Origin of the sequence: Ewingella sp. S1.OA.A_B6, from assembly GCF_049889095.1 — a bacterium.
GTDB lineage: Bacteria > Pseudomonadota > Gammaproteobacteria > Enterobacterales > Enterobacteriaceae > Ewingella.
In genome coordinates this window covers 232281-251724 of the sequence record NZ_JBLJFK010000002.1, presented here as the reverse complement: position 1 = coordinate 251724, position 19444 = coordinate 232281, and the positions used below count along the sequence as shown (strand labels likewise).

Genomic DNA, 19444 nt, shown 5'->3' with positions numbered 1-19444 from the left:
TGACGGCTTAACTACACTTAGTTCGGTTGCCGGGGTTATTTCATGCTTTTTAGTCATAAAAACGTCACAAAACTGACGCATAATGCCTCCGCAATCAAACAATTGATCGCTAACCTATTGGCAGGATCTACGATGGCTAGACGTATATTAGTGGTTGAAGATGAAGCTCCGATCCGTGAAATGGTCTGCTTCGTACTGGAACAGAATGGCTATCAGGCCATTGAAGCGGAAGATTTCGACTCGGCGATCGCCCGGTTGATTGAACCTTTTCCCGAGCTTATCTTGCTCGACTGGATGCTACCGGGCGGTTCCGGCATTCAATTTATCAAGCATCTCAAGCGCGAAGCTTTAACGCGTGAAATTCCTGTCATGATGTTAACGGCGCGCGGCGAAGAAGAAGACCGGGTGCGTGGGCTGGAAGTGGGTGCTGACGATTACATAACCAAACCCTTCTCACCGAAAGAGCTGGTCGCGCGCATTAAAGCCGTGATGCGCCGCATTTCTCCGATGGCAGTGGAAGACGTCATCGACATGCAGGGCCTGATCCTTGACCCGTCCTCACACCGCGTGATGGCTAACGAACAGGCGCTCGACATGGGGCCAACAGAATTTAAATTACTGCACTTTTTTATGACGCATTCAGAACGCGTTTACAGCCGCGAACAGTTGCTCAATAACGTTTGGGGCACTAACGTGTATGTAGAAGACCGCACGGTGGACGTCCATATTCGTCGGCTGCGCAAAGCGTTGGAAAGCAGCGGGCACGACCGGATGATTCAAACCGTGCGCGGAACCGGTTACCGTTTCTCAACGCGCTACTGATACCCGTCATACTTCAAGTTGCAGATGCGTTGGCTGCGCTCAGTCACCCGAATCACTTACTTAAGTAAGCTCATCGGGATTTCTTTATTTGCCTCCTTTCTGCAACTCGAATTATTTGGGGTATCTAGCATACTGGTTTGACTTAGTTATAGCGGAGAATCTGTGTGTTAGAACGTCTGTCCTGGAATCGACTGGCCGGTGAACTGTTTCTGTTCTGCTTGCCAGCATTGATCATCGGTATATTCTTCGGCCATTTCGGATGGCTGCTTTTTGCATCGGTTTTGGCGGCGCTGGGTTGGAATTACTATAACCAGCTTAAACTCTCTCACTGGCTTTGGCTCGATCGCAGCATTACCCCGCCCAATGGACGCTGGAGCTGGGAGCCGCTGTTTTATGGCCTCAACCAGATGCAAATGCGCAACCGGCGTCGGCGGCGCGAACTTGGGCAACTGATTAAGCGTTTTCGCAGTGGTGCAGAATCCCTGCCTGATGCGGTCGTATTGGCAACCGAAGAGGGCAATATTTTCTGGTGTAATGGTCTGGCGCAGGAGCTGCTCGGCTTTCGCTGGCCGGAAGATAACGGTCAGCATATTTTCAACCTGCTGCGTTATCCTGAATTCCGCGCCTGGGTGCAGGCCCGCGAATTTGACCGTGCACTGAATCTGCAGCTCAATAATGATCACTACGTTGAATTTCGCGTCATGCCCTATTCTGAAGGACAGTTGCTGATGGTAGCGCGCGATGTGACCCAGATGCGTCAGCTCGAAGGCGCCCGACGTAACTTCTTCGCCAACGTTAGCCATGAACTGCGCACGCCGTTGACGGTGTTGCAGGGCTATCTCGAGATGATGGAAGACGCCAAACTTGAAGAGCCTTTCCGCACCAAAGCGCTGGATACCATGCAGGAACAGACCCGCCGCATGGACGGGCTGGTGAAGCAACTGCTGACGTTGTCACGTATTGAGGCCGCGACTAACATCGATCTTAATGAGCGGGTTGATATGCCGCTGATGCTGGGCATGCTTGAGCGGGAAGTGCAGACGCTAAGCAGCGGGCGCCATGAGATTGTATTTCGCGTCAATGACAAGTTGCAGGTGTTTGGCAATGAAGATCAACTGCGTAGTGCGGTGTCGAATCTGGTCTATAACTCAGTTAACCATACGCCAACGGGCACGCGGATTGAAATCAGTTGGCAGCAGACGCCTCTGGGCGCGCAGTTTCAGGTCAGTGATAACGGACCTGGCATCGCACCGCAACATTTGCCGCGTCTGACTGAGCGTTTTTATCGCGTAGACAAGGCCCGTTCGCGCCAGACCGGTGGCAGCGGCCTGGGGCTGGCGATCGTCAAACATGCGCTCAGCCATCACAGCGCCAAGCTGGGTATCATCAGTGAAGTGGGCACCGGCACCCGCTTTATGTTCACTCTGCCGCAGCGGCTGATTGTTCCGATTGGCCAAATTCGCGAAAGTCGGGTAAAGCACCCGGATTAACCTGGCAAGCTGCTGTCCGAGCAGAGCAGCTTGCTATCTTTCGCTCGTACGAATCACATCTCCGTCATGAATTTCCTTCACGTCCCATGAAAATTCCTCGTTTGTCGGTGAAACCTTTGCATGACAGGATGGCCTCAAAGAAGTTTAGCCATCTGGATGGCTTTATGTGACTTTGGGTAATTATTCACTTTGTAAATCATATGCTCTTCGCCAGCGGCGGGGTGCCTATTTCAGGAGATTTTCATGCAACGTATAACCCCTCCGTTCCGTGCTGACGTCGTTGGCAGTTTTTTACGCCCGGCGGCCCTTAAACAAGCGCGCAAGCAATTTGAGACCGGTGAAATTAATGCCGTCCAGCTGCGGGCGGTAGAAGATACCGAGATTCGTCGGGTAGTTGAGCTGCAAAGGGCAGCCGGTTTGCACGTCGTGACTGACGGCGAGTTTCGCCGTGCCTGGTGGCATTTCGATTTCTTCGAGGGGCTGGACGGCGTGGACGGCTACGAAGCAGTGCAGGGGATCCAGTTCAACGGTGTGCAGACCAAGGCGCGGGGTATCAAAGTCACCGGCAAGCTTGGGTTCAGCGATCACCCAATGCTGGAGGATTTCCGCTTTCTAAAAAGCATCAGCGGTTCCGCCACGCCAAAAATGACCATTCCCAGCCCGAGTGTGATGCATTTCCGTGGTGGCCGTGATGCGATCAGTAAAGAGGTCTATCCCGATCTGGCGCAGTATTTTGACGATCTGGCACAAGTTTACCGTGATGCTATCCAGGCGTTCTATGATGCCGGATGCCGTTATTTGCAACTCGATGACACCGTGTGGGCTTATCTCTGTTCCGAAGATCAGAAGAAGCAAATCCGTGAGCGGGGGGACTCACCTGAAGCGTTGGCGCGTACTTACGCTGATGTGCTCAATAAAGCCATTGCCGGTAAGCCGGATGATTTGGTGATTGGCCTGCACGTGTGTCGCGGTAATTTCCGCTCCACCTGGATCTCCGAAGGGGGCTATGAACCGGTGGCAGAAATTCTGTTTGGTGGCGTGAATATTGATGCTTTCTTCCTGGAGTATGACAACGAACGCTCCGGTGGATTTGAACCCTTACGTTTCATCAAGCCGGGCCACCAGCAGGCGGTGCTGGGCTTGATCACCACCAAGTCAGGCGAATTGGAGCTGGCGAAAACGGTGGAAAACCGTCTAATGGAAGCGGCCAAATTTATTGATATCAGCCAGATTTGCCTCAGCCCGCAGTGCGGTTTTGCATCAACGGAAGAGGGCAACAGCCTGAGTGAAGAACAGCAGTGGGAAAAGCTGAAATTAGTTGTGGATATCGCTGCACGTATTTGGTGAGCTGCAAAATCAGGAGATTAACCTTCTCTTAACACTTTATAAACGTGCGTGAAATGACCTTAATCTGGTGGTTTCACGCACTTTTAGCATCAGTCGTGCATATCTTGTGCTTCTTATTGTTTATAAATCATACATATCATGTGATGTGTTTTAACGCTTATTTAGTGGTTATTACTGCTTTTTAATAATTATATAGTTGAAACTTCTGCTTTTTAGATCACGGCTTGCCTTTTTGCACTATAAACGTTTACCGTAGCTCCCGCTGTCGCTCGATACTCCCTGCATATAACAACATCTTTTTCTGCATATCATCAGGCGTTTTAAGCTTCTTCCTGCCTCACATTGGCGTTAATGGCCGTACCTCACGGTATTATCTTCATGATGAAAGAGCAGGGTGCCAGCACTGGTTACTTTTATTCATTCGAACAGGTATCACGACACCCATCATGAGTACTCGTTTAGCAAGCAAAGATATTCTGGCGCTGGGTTTTATGACCTTCGCTTTATTCGTCGGTGCAGGAAACATCATTTTCCCTCCGATGGTTGGTTTACAGGCTGGGCACGAAGTTTGGTGGGCTGCTGCCGGCTTTATGGCAACGGCGGTGGGCCTTCCTGTCATAACCGTCGTTGCGCTGGCCCGCGTCGGGGGGGGAATTGACGCCCTGAGTACACCGATTGGCCGCACCGCCGGTTTACTGCTGGCGACGGTCTGCTATCTTGCCGTCGGCCCGCTATTCGCTACGCCGCGCACCGCGACTGTTTCTTTTGAAGTCGGTATCGCGCCACTGACCGGTGATACGCCTTTGCCCTTGTTCATTTATAGCGTGATCTATTTTGCGCTGGTGATTGGCATTTCGCTCTATCCGGGAAAATTACTGGATACCGTTGGGCACTTTCTTGCGCCGTTGAAAATAGTCGCGCTGGGCGTGCTGGGGATTGCCGCCGTGTTGTGGCCTGCGGGTCACAGTATTCCTGCGACGGAGACCTATCAGGCGGTACCGTTCTCCAGCGGATTTGTGAATGGCTATCTGACTATGGATACCTTGGGTGCCATGGTGTTTGGTATTGTCATTGTCAATGCGGCGCGTTCGCGCGGCGTCACAGATGCAAAATTGCTTACCCGGTATACCGTGCTGGCGGGTTTGATTGCCGGTATGGGCCTCATGCTGGTTTATCTGAGCCTGTTTAAACTGGGTGAAAGCAGTGCTTCACTGGTGCCGGATGCTACCAACGGTGCCGTGATCCTGCATGCCTATGTCGAACATACTTTTGGCGGTGTCGGCAGCTTCTTCCTGGCAGCCCTGATATTCGTCGCCTGCATGGTGACGGCGGTTGGCCTGACGTGTGCTTGCGCCGAGTTCTTCGCACAATATCTGCCACTTTCGTATAAGTCGCTGGTGTTCATTCTGGGCCTGTTCTCAATGCTCGTATCAAATCTGGGCCTCAGCCACCTGATTCAGATTTCGATTCCGGTGCTGACGGCGATTTACCCGCCGTGTATTGTGCTGGTGGTCCTGAGCTTCACACTGCGCTGGTGGAATAGCACTACCCGCATCGTGGCACCGGTGATGCTGGTCAGCTTCTTGTTTGGCATCCTTGACGGTGTAAAAGCCTCCGCACTGGTTGATATTATGCCCGCCTGGACCTCGCATCTTCCGCTGTCGGCTCAGGGGCTGGCATGGCTACCCCCATCACTGGTGATGATGGTATTGGTCGGGATCTATGACAAAGCCAGTGGCCAACGCAGTGTTACCGTACATCAGTGATTGGCGTCGAGGCTTCACGTAAGTGATGTTTAGATCATATAATTGATTTTCGCCAAACAGGCCACGGGAACCCTTCCGTGGCTTTTTCATTGGTTTGAGTAAAGCCGCCCATTATTTTGATGAAAATAGACATTGGATTAATTCACATGCAGCAATCAGTTGAACAAACGTCGGTTGGGAAAGAACCGCCAGCGAATAAGCTAAAGCGCGGTTTGACCACGCGGCATATCCGTTTTATGGCGCTCGGTTCGGCCATCGGGACAGGATTGTTTTATGGTTCGGCCGAAGCGATAAGAATGGCCGGTCCCAGTGTTCTTCTGGCGTACCTGGTCGGTGGGATTATCGCGTTCATCATCATGCGCGCTCTGGGTGAGATGTCGGTTAACAATCCTCAGAGCGGTTCCTTTTCGCGTTATGCGCAGGACTATCTCGGGCCGATGGCGGGTTATATCACCGGCTGGACCTACTGTTTTGAAATCCTGATTGTGGCGATTGCCGATGTGACAGCGTTTGGTATCTATATGGGCGTCTGGTTCCCGGATGTCCCGCAGTGGACCTGGGTGCTCAGCGTCGTGCTGATCATTGGTGCTATCAACCTGGTGAGTGTGAAGGTCTTCGGTGAGCTGGAGTTCTGGTTCTCCTTCTTCAAAGTGCTGACTATCATCATCATGATTGTGGCGGGCTTTGGTATTATTTTCTGGGGCATTGGCAACGGCGGGCAGGCCACCGGTATTCACAACTTGTGGAGTCATGGTGGGTTCTTCAGTCAGGGAATCATGGGCACGATACTGTCGTTGCAACTGGTGATGTTTGCCTACGGTGGTATTGAAATCATTGGCATTACAGCCGGTGAAGCTGAGGATCCGAAGAAGTCGATTCCTAAAGCCATCAACTCCGTTCCGCTGCGTATTCTGGTGTTCTACGTGGGTACGCTGTTTGTGATTATGTCGATTTTCCCGTGGAATCAGGTAGGGACGCAGGGCAGTCCGTTCGTGCTGACTTTCCAGCATATGGGTATCACTGCAGCGGCAGGCATTCTAAATTTTGTGGTCATTACTGCTTCTCTTTCTGCGATTAACAGTGATGTGTTCGGCGTTGGCCGTATGCTGCACGGGATGGCAAAGCAGGGACAGGCGCCTAAAATGTTCAGCAAAGTGTCACGTTTGGGGACGCCGTGGGTTACGGTTTTGGTGATGATGGGCGCGTTGCTGATTGCGGTTTATCTCAACTACATCATGCCGTCCAACGTATTTCTGGTGATAGCATCTCTGGCGACGTTTGCCACCGTCTGGGTGTGGATTATGATCCTGTTCTCACAGATTGGTTTTCGTCGAAAACTCAATAAACAGCAGGTTAAAGAGCTGGAGTTCCCGCTACGCGGCGGCGTGTACACCTCAGTATTCGGCATTATTTTCCTGGTATTTATCATCGGACTGATCGGTTACTTCCCGGATACTCGCATATCACTATATGTTGGTCTGGTGTGGGTGGTCGTGCTGCTGGTCGGTTATGTATTTAAGCTGCGTAACGATCGTAAGAAAGAAGCACTGGCGCTAAGTAATCAGGCGTAAGCAAGTACTTACCTTTGGGTAAAGAAAAGCCCCCGATATCATTGCGATATCGGGGGCTTTCTATTAATTATAGTTAACCAAAATCATTCGAGTTGTATCAGGGCGGCAACTGAGTGAACCCCGGGAGCATACATCAGCATATGACCGGGGTGAATGAAGGCAGCCAACGCAGAGACAGCTGGAAGGATGAAGGTTAATAGCCGATAGCCGCACCGGCTGGGCGTCGAACATCATTCGCGCCATACAGATAACCTTCGCGCACTTTCCCGGATACCGCCGAATCATTGCCTGAGTTGGCGGACGTTACGCCTGCTGCTCCCGGTAATCCCACTAAAATCAGCTCAGCCGCACCCCACGGGGTCTGTTCGACCATTTTGTATCCCATTTTAGCCAGAATACTCAGGCTGTCTGCAGAGACACCGCGCTGCTCGTAATAGACTTCGTTCGGCAACCACTGATGATGAATGCGCGGTGCGTCTACGGCCTCCTGTGGCGGCATTCCGTAATCAATCACGTTAATCGCCGTTTGCAGAGTAATAGTGATGATGCGCGAACCGCCCGGCGATCCGAGAACCATAAATATTTTGCCATCTTTAGTCACTAAACTCGGGCTCATGGAAGAGAGTGGGCGCTTACCGGGGGCGATAGAATTTCGGCTGCCTTGTACCAGACCATAGAGATTTTTTTCGCCAACTTTTACGGTGAAATCATCCATTTCGTCATTGAGGAAGAAACCCGTGCCGGGTGCAATCACCACTGAACCAAAGCGGCCATTAACGGTATAGGTGGTGGAAACGGCGTTACCCATTTTGTCGACGATAGAGTAATGGGTGGTTTCCGGTTTTTCGTGGGGTTCCATGCCGGGTTGAACCTGAGTAGACGGTGTGGCTTTGTCCGTTTCGATTTTTTTGCGAATTTCTTCGGCATAGCTTTTGCTGACCAGTCGGTCGATCGGATTTTTAACGAATGCCGGGTCGCCCAGATAGGTATTACGGTCCATGTAGGCGTGACGCATGGCTTCGGTTAAGTAGTGTATGGAAGCCGCAGAGTTGAAGCCCATGCTTTTCATATCATAGCCTTCGACAATATTCAGGATTTCACACATCGTCACGCCGCCGGAACTTGGCGGAGGTGCTGAGACGAATTTATAGCCGCGGTAGCTACAGGTTATAGGGGCCGTTTCAGTGACTTTATAGTTGGCAAAGTCGGACGCGGTGAGGATGCCTCCGCCTTTTTTAGAGGCTGCTTCAACCGCCTGCGGAATTTTGCCCTTATAGAAGGCGTCCGGTCCTCGTTGAGATATGGCTTCCAGCGTGTTCGCCAGATCCTTTTGCACCAGTTTGTCGCCCGGTTGCAGGGCAGAGCCATCTTTGCGCAGGAATATGCGGGCCGCTTCCGGGTCCTGTTTGAAGCGTTTGACCGTGGTATCGAGAATATCGGTATCGGCGCGGGTCAGTAAAAAGCCCTGACGTGCCAGTTTAATGGCCGGTGCCATCACCTGTTTGCGGGTCAATTTGCCGTATTCGCGTTGCACGGTGTCCATGCCAAGCACGGTGCCTGGAACGCCTGAGGCCAGATAGCCATATAAACTGGCATCTTTTTTCACTTTGCCGTCTGCATCGAGATACATGTCGGCGCTTGCCGCAGCCGGTGCGGTTTCACGGAAATTGATGAAGGTATCTTTACCGTCAGCCAGGTGCACGGTCATAAAGCCACCGCCTCCGATGTTACCGCAGCAAGGGTTAACGACCGCCTGCGCATAACCTACGGCGACGGCGGCATCAATGGCGTTTCCGCCCATTTTCAGGATATCCACACCCACCTGCGAGGCCAGGTATTGCGAGGTTACCACCATGCCATTTTTGGATTCTACTGCGGGATTGGAAGCTGCATACAGCGGAAAGCTTGAGAGCATTGCCAGTGCGATGAGCGATTTTTTCCATGGACTTACCAACATATAAACTCCTGTTTATTACCCTGTCATTTTGGTTACAGAACTTTCAGGTTCTTGTGTGATAACGTTTTTTTTATGGCGATCGTTGTCCCTTCGCCTGCGTAGAGTCATGCAAAGCGCACGCCAGTTTTCCACAATGCCATTTGATGATGGAATCGGGACATATTGAGCGTAGCGGGAATGAGAAGAGACGGGCAGGAGTTTGTTACGAAAATGTGAAGATGACGATTAACTGACAGAAACGACAACCAAAAAAAAACGGCCAGCGAGGCTGACCGTTATTGTGCTGTTTCCGTGAAGGATTACAGTTTTGACGCGTTTTCAGACAGATATTTAGCGACGCCGTCCGGAGAGGCACCCATACCTTGTTTGCCTTTTTCCCACTGAGCAGGGCAAACTTCGCCGTGCTCTTCGTGGAATTGCAGCGCGTCAACCATACGCAGCATTTCATCGATGTTACGACCCAGTGGCAGGTCGTTAACAACCTGGTGGCGAACCACACCGGCTTTGTCGATCAGGAAAGAGCCGCGCAGTGCAACGCCAGCGTCCGGATGTTCGATACCGTAAGCTTTCTGAATTTCGCGTTTGATGTCAGCAACCATTGCGTATTTAACAGGACCGATACCGCCTTTCTCTACCGGAGTGTTACGCCATGCGTTGTGAACGAACTCTGAGTCGAAGGAAACACCGACAACTTCTACGCCACGCTTCTGGAATTCTTCATAGCGGTGATCGAAAGCGATCAATTCAGATGGACACACGAAGGTGAAGTCCATTGGCCAGAAGAAGATAACAGTAGGCTTGCCTGCAGTGTGTTTTTTAAAGTTGAAGTTTTCAACAACTTCGCCGCTGCCGAGTACGGCTGCTGCGGTGAAATCAGGGGCTGGACGAGTTACCAGGACCATAAGTACTCCTGTTTATAGTAGGTAAGTGAATAGGATGTATAAATCGGTAGCCAGTATAAGGGCTGGAGTGAAGCGAATAAACCCCATCAGACCAATCAATCAGATAGTATCTGGCTATCAATTTGTGAGACAGATCTCAACTGAAGCTATGGATAATGGAGGAAGTTACATAGATTCGTGTTGTATTTCACACTTTAGCCCAGAGCAGTTAAAGCTGCCGGTTTTTCGCCTGGTGCATCATCTGGGGATAAAACTGCCAAAAAAGTTGTTCTAGCGCGTCATAGTTCAGCTCAAGGTCGTGGAAAGAGCCTTCCAGCGCGCTGAGTTTTGGTCGCCTGGACGCCATCCCCGTTAATACATTGCCAATAAACGGCAGGGCGGCATAGCGCTGCATCCAGCGCTCCGGCCATAGCCAGGCATTCAGATTTTGAAAACGTTCTGGCATACCGACGAGTTGCGGTTCAATTTCCTGTTGGCACTGTGCGATGAAATCTTCCAGCGATATATGTGGTACCAGTTTTTCCCAGTGGAGGGACAGGAAGTGATCCCACATCACGTCCAGTGTAATGGGTGCAACGCGGCGGAACTCCTGACGAAAATATCCGCGGGCAATTTTGACTTCCTGCAGCCCGTCGGTCATGACATCAACCCGACGATGCATGCGGATCCCGCTGACAATATTATCAGAATAAAGGCCGTCGGGATTGCCACGAACGAAGTCAGCCAGCAGGTTACCCAGCAGCGAACTGTTGGCCAGTGAGGCCAAATGGAGGTGAGCTAAAAAATTCATTCCGGCATTATAGTGCAATAAACATGATGGAGGACATGTCTGCGGCGTCTTAATTACGGCATAAGCTTGCAGCCAAAGGTCGGTACCACTAGACTAACCCGCCTGTTTTTGTCCGTTAAGTGAAGTGAAAAGCCATGCGTGTTGCCGATTTTTCTTTTGAACTCCCTGAGTCCCTGATTGCCCGCTATCCGCAAACCCAACGCAGCGGCTGCCGTTTACTGTCGCTGGACGGCCCGACAGGTGAGCTGACTCACGGGATTTTCACGGATCTGCTCGACAAAATTGATGCTGGCGATCTGTTAGTTTTCAACAACACACGTGTGATCCCTGCCCGCGTGTTTGGTCGTAAAGCCAGCGGCGGCAAGATTGAAGTATTGGTCGAACGTGTATTGGATTCGAAACGCATCCTGGCGCACGTCCGGGCATCAAAATCGCCTAAACCGGGCGCAGAACTGTTATTAGGCGATAACGAAAATATTAAAGCCACCATGGTGGCGCGCCACGACACGTTGTTTGAACTCGAATTTAATGAAGACCGTGATGTCTTTACCTTGCTTGATGAAATCGGCCATATGCCGTTGCCGCCTTATATTGACCGCCCGGATGAAGAAGCTGATCGCGAGCTGTACCAGACGGTTTACAGCGAACGTCTGGGCGCGGTGGCCGCACCGACTGCGGGTTTACATTTCGACCAGCCGCTGATGGATGCGCTGAAAGAGAAGGGCGTTGAGTTTGCTTTCGTCACGCTGCACGTGGGCGCAGGTACTTTCCAGCCGGTACGTGTGGAGACTATCGAAGAGCATATAATGCATGCCGAATATGCGGAAGTTCCACAGGAAGTGGTTGACGCAGTATTGGCGTGTAAGGCGCGCGGCAATAAAGTGGTAGCGGTCGGTACGACCTCTGTACGCTCGCTGGAAAGTGCCGCGAAAGCCAGCGAAGATGCGCTGATTGCGCCATTCTTTGGCGATACCAAGATCTTTATTTACCCTGGCTACCATTATCAGGTGATCGATTGCCTGATCACCAACTTCCACCTGCCTGAATCAACACTGATCATGCTGGTATCGGCGTTTGCCGGGTACAAAAATACCATGAATGCTTACCACCAGGCGGTGGCTGAGCAGTACCGTTTCTTTAGTTATGGCGATGCAATGTTCATCAATCGTAACCTTCTGGCGCCGCTTGAATCAGTCAGCCAGTAGCTATTAGCCAATAACCATCGGCCCGGACGCACTCTGTGTATTTGGGCTTTATTTTTCCGCGCACAGTGACGCGGAGTAACCTCATCAGACTGTTTCTCTGATGCTGGAGGCAATGTGAAGTACGAATTAAGCACCACCGATGGCCGCGCACGTCGCGGACGTTTGGTCTTCGAACGTGGCAGTTCTTGTGAAAAATGGTATGTCGAAACCCCGGCATTTATGCCAGTTGGCACTTATGGCACGGTAAAAGGCATGACGCCGGAAGAAGTGAAAGAAACGGGCGCGCAGATCCTGCTTGGCAATACCTTCCATCTGTGGCTGCGCCCGGGCCAGGAAGTGATGAAGTTGCACGGTGATCTGCATGATTTTATGAACTGGCATGGTCCGATCCTCACCGACTCCGGCGGCTTCCAGGTGTTCAGCCTGGGTGCGATGCGTAAAATCAAAGAAGAGGGCGTGCATTTTCGCAATCCTATCAACGGCGATCCGGTGTTCCTCAGCCCTGAGAAGTCGATGGAGATCCAAAACGATCTCGGTTCTGACATTGTGATGATCTTCGACGAATGTACGCCATATCCTGCTGACTGGGATTACGCCAAAAGCTCGATGGAGATGTCACTTCGCTGGGCAAAACGCAGCCGTGACCGTTTCAACGAATTGAATAATAAGAATGCTTTGTTCGGGATTATCCAGGGCAGCGTTTACGAAGATTTACGAGATGTATCATTAAAAGGGCTGGTGGATATCGGCTTTGATGGTTACGCTGTGGGCGGCCTGGCGGTTGGTGAGCCAAAAGAGGACATGCACCGCATTCTGGAACATGTCTGTCCGCAGATCCCGGAAGACAAACCGCGTTATCTGATGGGCGTCGGCAAGCCGGAGGATTTGGTCGAAGGCGTGCGCCGTGGCGTGGATATGTTTGACTGTGTTATGCCAACGCGGAATGCGCGGAATGGTCATCTCTTCGTCACCGACGGCATCGTGAAAATTCGAAATGCCAGGTATAAAGACGACACAACGACGCTCGATGAGCATTGCGATTGTTACACCTGTCGCAATTACAGTCGTGCCTACTTGCATCATCTCGACCGTTGCAACGAAATACTGGGTGCGCGGCTGAATACCATTCATAATCTGCGCTATTACCAGCGTTTGATGGCGGGTTTACGCCAGGCTATCGAAGAGGGTAAATTAGAGCTGTTTGTGAAGGCGTTCTACGAGGGTAAAGGCAAAGAGGTTCCGCCTTTAAACTTTTGATTTAAATTGATATTTTACAATTTACCTGGCGTCGCTATTTTGGCGACGCTTTTAAACGAGTCGATTCAACAGAAACAAACGACTTATCGTTATGTTTCATAACAACAATGAGGGAATTTAAATGAGTCTTTTCATTTCCGATGCAGTCGCAGCTTCCGGCGCACCGTCACAGGGAAGTCCTTACTCTCTGGTCATCATGCTGGTGGTCTTTGGTCTGATTTTCTATTTCATGATCCTGCGCCCGCAACAGAAACGCTCTAAAGAACACAAAAAACTGATGGACTCCATCGGTAAAGGTGACGAAGTGATGACCACCGGTGGTCTGATCGGTCGCGTAAGCAAAGTAGCCGAAACCGGTTATGTTGTTATCGCGCTGAATGACACCACTGAAGTGATGATCAAGCGTGACTTCGTGGCTGCCGTTCTGCCGAAAGGTACGATGAAGGCTCTTTAATTTTCGATTTTCCCGAAGGGAACTGCCGTGTTAAACCGTTATCCTTTGTGGAAGTATCTGATGCTGATCGTTGTGGTCATCGTCGGTCTGCTATATGCACTTCCCAACCTTTATGGTGAGGATCCGGCTGTTCAAATTACTGGCGCTCGGGGCTCCGACGCCAGTGTTGCAACGCTGGACCAAGTCAAAAATGTATTAGATCAAGACAAGCTTCAGAGCAAATCTATTGTTTTGGAAAATGGTCAGATCCTTGCCCGCTTTAAAGACACTGATGTGCAGCTGCGCGCACGCGAAGCACTCACCAGCGCACTGGGCGACAAATTTGTTATTGCACTTAACCTGGCGCCAGCAACGCCGCGATGGTTAAGCATGCTGGGTGCTGAGCCGATGAAGCTCGGTCTTGACCTGCGTGGTGGTGTGCACTTCCTGATGGAAGTTGACATGGATACCGCGTTGAGCAAGCTGCAAGAACAGACCATGGACAGCATGCGCAGCGATCTGCGCGAGAAAAATATTCCTTACGCCACGGTACGTAAACTTGACAACTATGGTGTCGAAATCCGTTTCCGTGATGCCGCGACCCGCGACAGCGCCGTCAGCTATCTTTCCCCACGTCATCGTGATTTAGTCATCAGCTCCAGCGGTGATAATGCTGCCAGCGTTGTCATGACGGATGCGCGTCTGAGCGAAGCTCGCGAATACGCTGTTCAGCAAAACATTAATATTTTGCGTAACCGTGTAAACCAGTTAGGTGTGGCCGAACCATTGGTACAACGTCAGGGCTCAGACCGTATCGTGGTTGAATTGCCGGGCATTCAGGACACTGCACGTGCCAAAGAAATTTTGGGCGCGACAGCTACGCTGGAATTCCGTCTGGTTAACACCAACGTTGATGCAACTGCTGCGACATCAGGCCGCGTGCCGGGTGACAGCGAAGTGAAAAATACCCGTGATGGTCGCCCGGTTGTCTTGTACAAACGCGTGATCCTGACCGGTGACCATATCACCGACTCAACGTCCAACATGGACGAGTACAACCAGCCGCAAGTTAACATCTCTCTCGACAGCGCAGGCGGTAACGCCATGTCTAACTTCACTAAGGACAATATCGGTAAACCGATGGCGACCCTGTTTGTGGAGTACAAAGACAGTGGTAAGAAAGATGCTAATGGTCGTTCGATTCTGGCTAAGCAGGAAGAAGTGATCAACGTGGCGACAATTCAGTCGCGTTTGGGTAACAGTTTCCGTATTACCGGGGTTAACGATCCGAATGAAGCCCGCCAGCTCTCTCTGTTGCTGCGTGCCGGTGCGTTGATCGCGCCAATTCAGATCGTTGAAGAACGTACCATCGGTCCAACTCTGGGTATGCAAAACATTACCCAAGGTCTGGAAGCCTGCTTGTGGGGTTTGGTGGCATCAATCCTGTTTATGGTGGTTTGGTACCGTAAATTCGGCTTGATTGCGACTACCGCGCTGGTTGCTAACCTGATCCTGATTGTTGGCGTGATGTCCCTGTTGCCTGGGGCCACACTGACCATGCCGGGTATTGCCGGTATCGTGTTAACGCTGGCGGTGGCAGTTGATGCCAACGTATTGATCAATGAGCGTATTAAGGAAGAGCTGCGGAACGGACGTTCAGTTCAGCAGGCGATTCATGAAGGCTACAAAGGTGCGTTCTCCAGTATCATCGATGCCAACATTACCACTCTGATCACTGCGATTATTCTTTATGCGGTGGGTACCGGTTCGATAAAAGGCTTTGCTATCACCACAGCTATCGGTGTAGCAACCTCGATGTTTACGTCGATCGTCGGAACCCGTGCCATCGTCAACCTGCTTTACGGCGGCAAACGCATTAAAAAGCTGTCTATCTGAGGAGTGCGTTGTGGCACAGCAACAATATACTGTTGAACAACTGAACTATGGCCGTAAAGTCATCGACTTTATGCGCTGGGACAACGTGGCCTTCATGATCTCGGGCCTGTTGTTAGTAGCGTCTATCGCTATCATGGGCGTTCGCGGGTTTAACTGGGGCCTGGATTTTACCGGCGGTACGGTAATTGAAATCAGCCTTGATAAACCTGCCAACCTTGATGACATGCGTGCAGCGATGGAAAAGGCAGGGTTCGCTGATCCAGTTGTGCAGAACTTCGGCAGCAGCCGTGACGTTATCGTCCGCCTGCCACCGGCGACCGGCGCTGCAGGTCAGGAACTGGGTAACAAAGTCATTGGCCTCATCAACGCCGATATCGACAAAAATGCGTCCGTAAAACGCATTGAGTTTGTCGGTCCGAGTGTGGGCAGTGACTTGGCGCAAGCCGGCGGAATGGCGCTGTTAATGGCGCTGATTTCTATCCTGATTTACGTGGGTTTCCGTTTCGAATGGAGACTGGCGCTGGGTGCGGTTATCGCACTGGCGCATGACGTGTTGATCACCATGGGCGTGCTGTCATTGTTCAGGATCGAAGTTGACCTGACCATTGTCGCTTCCCTGATGTCGGTTATCGGTTACTCGTTGAATGACTCTATTGTGGTATCGGACCGTATTCGTGAGAACTTCCGTAAGATCCGCCGCGGCACTTCTTACGAAATCATGAACGTGTCCCTGACCCAGACGTTAAGCCGTACCATCATGACCTCAGCCACTACGCTGATGGTGGTGTTGATGCTCTATATCTTTGGCGGTGCGTTGCTGGAAGGCTTCTCATTGACCATGTTGATTGGTGTATCAATTGGTACAGTTTCATCTATCTATGTGGCGTCCGCATTGGCCCTGAAACTGGGGATGAAACGCGAGCACATGTTGCAGCAGAAAGTCGAGAAAGAGGGCGCAGATCAGCCTTCGATCCTGCCTTAAGCTGTCCTGACGTTAGCCACTAAAAAGCCCCGAATTTGAACTGCGGGGCTTTTTTATTTTTTATTTAAAGAGAACCTGGCTCAGTCTGTGGAAGTTATGGGCGATAGACTTTCACATTTTTGAAACCCTGTTCGATCAGATACAGTGCCTGTAACCGGCTCATCACGCCGCGATCGCAGTACAACAGATAGGTTCTGGTCTGGTCGAGTAACGGAAACTGCCCACTGAGTTTGTAGAAAGGTAAGGCGACTACCTGCATATTTTCCAGCGCCAACGGATTGTCCTCGACTTCGTCGGGTGCACGGATATCCAGCAGAATGTCGGTAGAGTCAAACTCCGCCACCGTTTCTACTTCTGCCACTTCTTTCGCCGTTTCTTCGGCGATGTGGCGAATATCGTAGTTTTGTGCTTCGCTGATCACTTTGTCGAGCACTGAGAAGTCAAACATCTGCTCTTCGGCTTCGATTTTGGCTTTTACCGCTTTTACGGTCGGACTTTTAGAAATCACACCGCAATATTCCGGCATAGTTTTGGCAAAGTCTTCGGTGCCAATCTCGCGGGCTATCTTGATGATGTGCTCTTTGTCATGCGAGATCAGCGGGCGCAGGATAAGCGTATCGGAAGCATTGTCGATCAAGCGCAGGTTAGTTAATGTCTGGCTGGAAACCTGTCCCAGTGCTTCACCGGTCACCAGCGCCTGCACACCATAGCGTTCAGCGATTTGCGACGCCGCACGTACCATCATACGTTTCAGCACCACGCCCATCTGGCCGTCTTCGATTTTCTCGAGAATTTCGCCTACCACTGGCTCAAAGTCGATGGCGATAAAGCGAACTTTATGCGAACTGCCAAAACGGTTCCACAGGTAGTAGGCCACCTGCTTCACGCCAATCTCATGGGCAGACCCGCCGAGATTAAAGAAGCAGTAGTGCACGCGACAGCCGCGACGCATCAGCATGTAACTTGACACGCCAGAGTCGAAACCGCCTGAAATCAGCGAGATAACGTCTTCCTGTGTTCCTATCGGATAACCGCCCTGGCCTTCATGACGACTCTTGATCAGCACCAACTGGTCGTCGTTGATTTCCAGCTTCACCGTCACTTCAGGTGAGGTCAAATTGACTTTCGCCGATTCAATATGTTGATTCAAACCACCGCCAACGTAGCGCTCTACATCACCGGAGCTGAAAGTGTGTTTGCCGCGACGCTTTACGCGCACACAGAAGGTTTTGCCTTCTACTTCAGAACGGTAGGCTTCCAGCGCCTGCTCAAAGATGTTGTGGACGTCCGTATAAGGACGGTCTTCCACTTCTTCGACGTGACGAATGCCGGGAATACGGCACAGCAATTCTATGATCAAATCGTGTTTACTTTCGTCTTTGCTGCGAACTTCGATATGATCCCAGTGGCGAACCACCGCGAGGGTCTCGTCATGAGGTTTCACGATGTTACGAATGCTGCTTGCGAGGATCTTAATGAAGCGCAAACGCACCGATTGACTCTTGATGGTGATTTCTGGGAACAATTTAATGATAAACTTCATGGCAGTCTTTTGTTAGCGGTGAGAATTAGGGGAAGTCAGTAGCTGAATCTGGCTCAAAAAGCCTATTATTGTTAAGCCCACTGTATTTTTTACAAGGTTTAGGCTTAAGAATGTTTTTTGACTTAACAAAAACAGTAGCGGCGCGAAGTATATCACCTAAACTGAGTACTCTGCCCGCAAAACCACATGTCTGATGTCAAGCCGACATGGAGTTTCAACCGGAGCGCTATTCAGCATTGCAACGCCGCGTGGCAGTTCCGTCCATCTGATCCAACGAGTTTGAAAGAGAATTATGCCGAAAAAAGCTGCACCACCTGCTAATTTTGAAACTGCACTGGCCGAACTGGAACAGATTGTTGCTCGTCTGGAGTCCGGTGAGTTGCCGCTGGAAGAGGCGCTGAACGAATTCGAAAATGGCGTACAGCTAGCCCGTCAGGGTCAACAAAAATTACAACAGGCGGAGCAACGTGTGCAAATACTGCTCGACAGTGACAATGACGCTGCACTGATACCTTTTACTCCGGACTCTGAGTGATCTGCTATGGCTGATATTGAGCAACAGGCCGAAATCATCGATTTCAACCACCAGCTTCGCATACTGCAAAATCGGGTAGACCAGGCGCTGACGTCATATATTGATGCTCAACCTTTTCCCGATACTCCGCTGATTGGCGCTATGCGCCACGGTGCGTTACTCGGAGGTAAGCGCCTTCGCCCCTATCTGGTCTATTCCACCGGTGCGTTGTTTGGCCTTGATCTTAGTAACCTGGATGCCCCGGCGGCGGCGATCGAGTGTATCCATGCTTATTCTTTGATCCATGATGATCTTCCGGCGATGGACGATGACGATCTGCGTCGTGGCCAGCCCACCTGCCACATTAAGTTTGGCGAAGCCAATGCGATCCTGGCCGGTGATGCCTTGCAAACGTTGGCTTTTACACTGCTCGCCGATGCCCCGATGGCAGATGTTCGTATGCAGGATCGCCTGTCTATGATCTCCGAACTGGCCTCGGCCAGCGGCGTGGCGGGTATGTGCGCCGGTCAGGCGTTGGATCTGGCCGCAGAGGGACAGCAAATCGATTTACAGGCGTTGGAGACAATTCATCGCCACAAAACCGGAGCGTTGATTCGTGCCGCCGTTCGCATGGGTGCCTTGGCAGCAGGGGAAGCAGGCCGTGCAGCGCTGCCTTTGCTGGATAGCTATTCGCGAGCCATTGGCCTGGCATTCCAGGTGCAGGACGATATTCTGGACGTGATCGGTGATACCGAGAAACTCGGCAAGCGTCAGGGTGCCGACCAACATCTCGGCAAAAGCACCTATCCGGCTCTGCTGGGACTGGACGGTGCGCAGGCGAAAGCCAGGGATTTACATCAGGAGGCCGTCTCTGCGTTAGAGCAACTGGCCGCGCTTTCCTACAACATAGCGCCGCTTCTCGCATTAGCCAGCTTCGTTATTGAGCGCGATAATTAATACTTACTATGA

At 51.3% G+C, this 19444-nt stretch carries 16 protein-coding genes; 12 read left to right on the top strand and 4 right to left on the bottom strand.

Annotated features, from left to right (window positions below; genetic code table 11):
- Positions 1–132: 132 nt before the first annotated feature.
- From phoB to proY, 5 genes are all read left to right on the top strand, one after another.
- Positions 133–822, top strand: coding sequence for a phosphate response regulator transcription factor PhoB (gene phoB / locus ACMV8I_RS09400; RefSeq protein ID WP_188474364.1), 690 nt, complete (start codon positions 133–135; stop codon positions 820–822).
- A gap of 164 nt (positions 823–986) precedes the next feature.
- Positions 987–2312: a phosphate regulon sensor histidine kinase PhoR gene (gene phoR, locus ACMV8I_RS09395; RefSeq protein ID WP_498864956.1), complete on the top strand. Its 1326-nt coding sequence runs from the start codon at positions 987–989 to the stop codon at positions 2310–2312.
- Between the two features lie 243 nt (positions 2313–2555).
- Positions 2556–3659, top strand: coding sequence for a cobalamin-independent methionine synthase II family protein (locus tag ACMV8I_RS09390; protein ID WP_498864955.1), 1104 nt, complete (start codon positions 2556–2558; stop codon positions 3657–3659).
- Positions 3660–4105: 446 nt separating this feature from the next.
- Complete coding sequence (gene brnQ, locus ACMV8I_RS09385) at positions 4106–5425, top strand: branched-chain amino acid transport system II carrier protein (RefSeq protein WP_498864954.1); 1320 nt, start codon at positions 4106–4108, stop codon at positions 5423–5425.
- Positions 5426–5571: 146 nt separating this feature from the next.
- Entirely contained in the window at positions 5572–6996 is a 1425-nt protein-coding gene (gene proY, locus ACMV8I_RS09380; RefSeq protein ID WP_498864953.1) for a proline-specific permease ProY, read from the top strand.
- A 193-nt stretch (positions 6997–7189) separates the two neighbouring features.
- Here the strand turns inward: proY and ggt are convergent, their stop codons facing one another.
- From ggt to ACMV8I_RS09365, 3 genes are all read right to left on the bottom strand, one after another.
- The gene (gene ggt / locus ACMV8I_RS09375) at positions 7190–8953 is read right to left on the bottom strand and encodes a gamma-glutamyltransferase (RefSeq protein WP_498864952.1); all 1764 of its coding nucleotides are present in this window, start codon (positions 8951–8953) and stop codon (positions 7190–7192) included.
- Between the two features lie 299 nt (positions 8954–9252).
- A complete protein-coding gene (locus ACMV8I_RS09370; RefSeq protein WP_498864951.1) occupies positions 9253–9855 on the bottom strand; it encodes a peroxiredoxin C in 603 nt (200 codons plus the stop codon).
- A 208-nt stretch (positions 9856–10063) separates the two neighbouring features.
- Complete coding sequence (locus ACMV8I_RS09365) at positions 10064–10645, bottom strand: ACP phosphodiesterase (protein WP_498864950.1); 582 nt, start codon at positions 10643–10645, stop codon at positions 10064–10066.
- Positions 10646–10779: 134 nt separating this feature from the next.
- Between ACMV8I_RS09365 and queA the strand changes: the two genes are divergently transcribed.
- From queA to secF, 5 genes are all read left to right on the top strand, one after another.
- Positions 10780–11850, top strand: a complete 1071-nt coding sequence (gene queA, locus ACMV8I_RS09360; protein WP_498864949.1) for a tRNA preQ1(34) S-adenosylmethionine ribosyltransferase-isomerase QueA — start codon at positions 10780–10782, stop codon at positions 11848–11850.
- A gap of 114 nt (positions 11851–11964) precedes the next feature.
- Entirely contained in the window at positions 11965–13107 is a 1143-nt protein-coding gene (tgt, locus tag ACMV8I_RS09355; RefSeq protein ID WP_498864948.1) for a tRNA guanosine(34) transglycosylase Tgt, read from the top strand.
- A 121-nt stretch (positions 13108–13228) separates the two neighbouring features.
- Positions 13229–13561 (top strand): preprotein translocase subunit YajC, encoded by a 333-nt coding sequence (gene yajC, locus ACMV8I_RS09350; protein ID WP_140470712.1) that lies wholly within the window; start codon positions 13229–13231, stop codon positions 13559–13561.
- 27 nt (positions 13562–13588) lie between these two features.
- The gene (gene secD / locus ACMV8I_RS09345; RefSeq protein WP_498864947.1) at positions 13589–15436 is read left to right on the top strand and encodes a protein translocase subunit SecD; all 1848 of its coding nucleotides are present in this window, start codon (positions 13589–13591) and stop codon (positions 15434–15436) included.
- A 70-nt stretch (positions 15437–15506) separates the two neighbouring features.
- Positions 15507–16418, top strand: coding sequence for a protein translocase subunit SecF (secF, locus tag ACMV8I_RS09340; RefSeq protein ID WP_498865029.1), 912 nt, complete (start codon positions 15507–15509; stop codon positions 16416–16418).
- 94 nt (positions 16419–16512) lie between these two features.
- On the opposite strand, the gene thiI is transcribed toward secF, so the two are convergent.
- The gene (thiI, locus tag ACMV8I_RS09335) at positions 16513–17961 is read right to left on the bottom strand and encodes a tRNA uracil 4-sulfurtransferase ThiI (protein WP_498864946.1); all 1449 of its coding nucleotides are present in this window, start codon (positions 17959–17961) and stop codon (positions 16513–16515) included.
- Positions 17962–18253: 292 nt separating this feature from the next.
- Between thiI and xseB the strand changes: the two genes are divergently transcribed.
- On the top strand, positions 18254–18496 hold the full coding sequence (gene xseB, locus ACMV8I_RS09330) for an exodeoxyribonuclease VII small subunit (protein WP_498864945.1): 243 nt from the start codon (positions 18254–18256) through the stop codon (positions 18494–18496).
- Between the two features lie 6 nt (positions 18497–18502).
- The gene (gene ispA, locus ACMV8I_RS09325) at positions 18503–19432 is read left to right on the top strand and encodes a (2E,6E)-farnesyl diphosphate synthase (RefSeq protein ID WP_498864944.1); all 930 of its coding nucleotides are present in this window, start codon (positions 18503–18505) and stop codon (positions 19430–19432) included.
- Positions 19433–19444 lie beyond the last annotated feature (12 nt).